This is a genomic window from Carboxylicivirga linearis, assembly GCF_018271995.1.
Lineage (GTDB): Bacteria > Bacteroidota > Bacteroidia > Bacteroidales > Marinilabiliaceae > Carboxylicivirga > Carboxylicivirga linearis.
Window position 1 is genome coordinate 1 of sequence record NZ_JAGUCO010000052.1, and the last position, 5,061, is coordinate 5,061.

At 33.1% G+C, this 5,061-nt stretch carries 5 protein-coding genes; all 5 read right to left on the reverse strand.

What is annotated here, in order from left to right; all coding sequences use genetic code 11:
• Nucleotides 1-131: 131 nt before the first annotated feature.
• Nucleotides 132-632, reverse strand: coding sequence for a hypothetical protein (locus tag KEM10_RS23250; protein ID WP_212220590.1), 501 nt, complete (start codon nucleotides 630-632; stop codon nucleotides 132-134).
• 135 nt (nucleotides 633-767) lie between these two features.
• Complete coding sequence (locus KEM10_RS23255; RefSeq protein WP_212220593.1) at nucleotides 768-1,880, reverse strand: integrase core domain-containing protein; 1,113 nt, start codon at nucleotides 1,878-1,880, stop codon at nucleotides 768-770.
• 626 nt (nucleotides 1,881-2,506) lie between these two features.
• Nucleotides 2,507-3,118, reverse strand: a complete 612-nt coding sequence (locus tag KEM10_RS23260) for a hypothetical protein (RefSeq protein WP_212220596.1) — start codon at nucleotides 3,116-3,118, stop codon at nucleotides 2,507-2,509.
• Between the two features lie 144 nt (nucleotides 3,119-3,262).
• A complete protein-coding gene (locus KEM10_RS23265) occupies nucleotides 3,263-4,210 on the reverse strand; it encodes a hypothetical protein (RefSeq protein ID WP_212220599.1) in 948 nt (315 codons plus the stop codon).
• Nucleotides 4,211-4,374: 164 nt separating this feature from the next.
• On the reverse strand, nucleotides 4,375-4,944 hold the full coding sequence (locus tag KEM10_RS23270; RefSeq protein ID WP_212220602.1) for a hypothetical protein: 570 nt from the start codon (nucleotides 4,942-4,944) through the stop codon (nucleotides 4,375-4,377).
• Between the last annotated feature and the right edge of the window lie 117 nt (nucleotides 4,945-5,061).

Sequence of the window (5,061 nt, forward strand, 5' to 3'; positions counted from 1 at the left end):
ACGTTGGCTGGATGAAGTCGTGGCGCATTAGTCGTGGTGTCGTGTCACCCGATAGGGGGACTAAGACGGTAGACTAAAGTGTCAGGACGAGCAACCCGCGCCATGCTTTATTTCCAGCGTGTTGGCGGTAGTCATTTTTCTTCAGGTCTAATTATTCTATTTATTCTTGGTTGAAGAAACCAAATGCCAATCGGTAAAAACACTAAAAGGAAGAACTCTCCAATATAGTCATTGAGTTTAGCTACTCTGCCTAATTCTATTGTTTTAATAATTTTCGCTGTAAAGGATATGTAATGGAGAAATGCATAAAAAAAGTATAAGACAGGAATGGCAGCGAGACCTTTAAAAGTCATTCCTTGTCCATCAGAAAGAATTGAAACAATCGACATTGTTGCCATAAATATTAAAAAGTTAATCTGATATAGAGTATTATTCAATTTAATATTCGGAGCAATAAAACCATGTAATGAAACTCCAATAATAAATGGGTATGAGAAATAAATCCAAAAGCCAATAACACTTAATAATGCTGAATAAATTTGGTCACCCTCAATTGTTATTTTATTAATTATTAGTCCGATTATTAATATTATAAAGACCTGATAATGTTTTGCTTTTAATAGAATTTGCATATTTAATTATTTATCTGAATTTGATGTTTGTTAAAGCACCTGGTTTACAAAGTTATAGTCACATGCTTTACACTAAATTAGTGCTTAGCCTTATTGGTTTTTCTTTGTCTCTAATATCTTTTTCGTTAAAGTAACCTAAAATACATTTCTGTAAAACACTTTCCAAACACCATTCCCAACCTCTTCTGCACCAATATGTTTATCCATAAGGCTGGCTGATATATAAACCCACCAATACGCTCCCCAGCGTACTGAACCATTTTTAGTTACTTTTAAAACCTTCATATTTCCAGGGTAATCCCATGCTCTTATTCGTTCTGGAAAAACATTATTTGAGTGTTTATGAACCTTTGCTGGTGTTTCCATATCTAAAGCTTCATGTGGTCGGACCTGATTATATTCCCTTACAAAGCTATTCAGTTTGCGTTGCTGGGATTTTAAATCAAAGCTTGATGGTAAGGCACATGAAGCTTTTAGATCACGGTGCATTCGCTCATGCCTGCCATTTTGTTCGGGATGTGCCGGGTCCGAATACACTGGTAATATCCCTAAATCAATAAACCAGTAGGATAGCCTTGTAAAGCGTTGTATAGCCGCCACAGCACCAAATGGGGCTCCATTGTCCGTATGTATTTGTTTGGGCATTCCATACTTTCTAAATACCCTTGTAAACTCTTCTTTTACCGGTTTAAACTTTTCTCCATAATGACCTTTTGCTGTAAACAAATATCTGCTCTTTGAATCTGCTATTGTTAATGCATGACAATACTTCTTATTGCCCATCAAGAATTTACCTTTATAATCAGCACTCCAGACCTCGTTGCACTCTTTGGGATCATAAATAGGGTGTATTGGTTTTACTCGCCTTAAACGCTTCTGAGGGCACACTAATCCATTTCTAAGTAAAATATTGTGGACGGTTAAGATCGTTGGGATTACTGATGCATCAAAATCGTTATACAATAGCTTATGTAACTTTTTAGCCCCCCAATGCTTGTATTTCCCTTTCAGTTCTAAAACTTTATCCTCAATTTCTTTTTTCGTCTTGTTTGGGTGATTTCTGGGTGCAGTGGACTTCTCTAACAGTCCCTCTATACCATAATTTTCATAATTGCGAATTAGTCTATATGCTGTAGGACGTGAGATCCCAAAGGCCTGACATAATTCCGTGATGGTGTATCTTCCTGTATTCCATTCACAAATAAATTCAACTTTTTGTTCCATAGCTGTTGTGTCTTTCCAAGGCATAGTAATCTGATTTTTTATTTCAAATTACAACTTTAAAAAGTGTAAACTATGTACCTATAACTTTGTAAAGGATGTCCCTATATCGTACCTGATTACCGCCAACGGTTAGTATAAGAAACGTAAGTGATTTCGTAGCTCTTACCTATCAATTTGCACTGAGCCAAATTTGCGTTTTGACACAATATTAGAGTTACAAAGCAAACCGTCAAATCGCAGATTTGGCGGAGCTGATTAAATGCTCCAAACTTCCGCAAACCACTGTGCCACTTATGTTTTTTATACATTGTTGTGCCACGTATTATCCGAGTTCAGAATCATGGTGCGAATCATAAAGTAAATTATCCCAATGCCAGGGCTTAATAATGTAATTATAATTATTATCCATTCTAATATTTTTTTTGGTCTCAAATCAAACATCATAAATATCGCAATAACAATTCCAAATGAAGAGGCGATACCTCTAATTATCAGTTGACTTTGTCTAACAAAATCTGCTGACAATTGAGGCTCCTCTACAATGTTAAAGTAGATTTTAAATCCTAATGAATAAATTAAATTTGATATCAAAAGGTAGATAGCAAATAATACAACGTACTTTGTAAGAATCTTTCTCATAATTAAGGTTTTTACCAAATAACTAGCCAATAGTCAATTAATAAATATTTGTCATTTGTTGAGAATCCAATTGAATATCCCTTATTCCACTCATCTGGCAAATAGTCAATATATTTTGTGTCCGGGTTATTATTAGAAATCGTGGTATCTGAGTTAATTACATAGATAATGCTAGGATTATCAATTAGCTGCTGTTTATCAGGAAAGCAAAACTCTGGTATTGGATATCCTTTTGCACATATACTGTTTAAAGCTCTTAAACTATCGGCGTATTTCTTGTTTTTAGTTACATATCCAGTAAATACCTTAATTGCACAGGTATCATTTGAATTCGTCTGGAAGATTGTTTTAGTTAAAAGTTTATCTTTTTGCATTTTGTATCCTGTTTTAAAGGAATACTGAGTTTTTACATGAAAAGATTTTGTTGGTGTTAAGTCACTAAATCTGCCACCTGAATGTGAATATCCATAGAATGAATTAGGTAATATCCTTGGCATATGAGCTGTCAAAACAGAATCAAATGAGGATTTATACTCAATATACTCAGCTTGAGTTTCAGGTTCAATAGAGCTAAAACAAGAACTAAGAATCAAGAAAAGTAATATGTATGCAGTGTTTTTCATATATGTGGCACAACGGCTCGAATATGCGTAGTGCGGGATTTCAACGCTCTTCATTATCAAACCGAGATAATTTTTAGTAAATGTACAAAACTCAAATTTATCACATCGCCCCGCATTACGTATATTTATTGTTAGCTGCTGCCTTTAATCATTCTTAAATCCTTTTTCAGTATAAAATTCATCATACTTTTTTGAATTTGTAAGGTACTCATCTAAACTATTGTAATTTACAATATCTATCCATGTATCGAAGCCTGAAATATCTTGAAATAATAGTCTACAATATTTTAGTTCTTCCAAATTGTTTTCTTTTAACTCCCATAGTTTAGATTCTACAACCAGAACTGGATGAATTAATTCAAAATGGTTAGAGTGTAAAATTAAAGCTTCCTTTAGAGCTTCAAGGCGGGCTTCGTAAGTTGAAATCAATTCTTCATTATCTATGTCGTACAAATCGAAATCAATATCCTTCCATGCATGAACCTTGTGCGAATTAATATAAGAAAACAGACTCTGGAAAGCTTTCCATACTACAGAATTTTCCATCTCTTTTGTTGTTCCTATATTGGTTTCTCTAAAAGAACAATAAACAGGAATCTCAAAGCTCTCTAATCGATAATCAATATAACGTATTAGACCATCAGGAAACAAATGCTTATGAAATAATTTAACTGTTTCTTGAATGTCTTGAGGTTTAATATTGTGTTTTTCTAGTAATTTAATTGTTTTTGAATAGTGATTGGACCAATCATCACCAATCCAATTGTTTTCTATATAGCTACCTTTTTCTGGTTTTTGTTCATTACAAACAACAATCTGATAATTATTAATCGATTTACATTCGATAATAAAGTTAAGACCAAAACTAAAGTCTTCATTATCTATCTTCCAATATTTCCTAGCGGACACATCTACCTCACGAAATTTTCCTGTATTCGAGTCTGAATAATATGGTGAATGACTTACACTCCATCCTAATTTTTCAAATTTATTATAAATGTTCAATTCCTGATTTAATGAGCCAATAGCTGAAGAATTTAAAAGTCGCCTCTTTAAACTATCTCCATTTTCTTGTTCACTTTTATCTTTCATAATATTGTATGCTATCGTTCAATGTCTTTTTGGGTTGCAGCTAACGGTTTGCTGGATGAAGTCGTGGCGCGTTAGTCGTGGTGTCGTGTCACCCGATAGGGGACTAAGACGGTAGACTAAGGTGTCAGGACGAGCCGACCGAGCCATGCTTTATTTCCAGCGGGTTAGGTGCCGTATTTTTTTTCTAATGTATTAATTAGTTTTTCAATATTTTCTGGAGAAATCAAGTCTAAATACTCAATTTTTAATGTCTGTTTTTTGAAACTAATTGCTTCTAAATCTGATAAATCACTGATTATTCTCCATAAATTTTTGTCGATAATTAAATTGTGATTTATTCTTGATTTTGAAATTAGATGATAAGTGTTGTCCAGAAGATAAGGAGTGCAATTCCTAAAAAATGAAGTGAAAATATTAATTGATTTACCATTTCTTATAATCTTCCAATTATCGTCTTTAGTCCTTATTGGTTTTATTTCAATTGTTGTATTCTTAATTACAGGTGCTTTAGCTAATAATCTAGTGGAGTTTGTTAACTGTCTTATTGTTTTTATTGAAATATTTTTTCCATTTCTGTTAAAAAGTAGCCTCACGTCAATTATATAACTATTTACAATTCCGTTAATTTGTCCATGATTTATTTGAGCATAGTTTTCCCAAGACTTTGCAACTCTTTCATGTCTTTGGTAAAATTTACTAATTAATTCATCTTCTGTTATTGCTCTCTCTATCATTGGGTCTTGTTATATGGCACCTAACTATGTAATAGACGGAGTATGCTCTCTATCCCACATATAGCCAGTCTTGTTTTTTTTGTTACTACTATTTTAATATATAGTCTATTTTTTTTA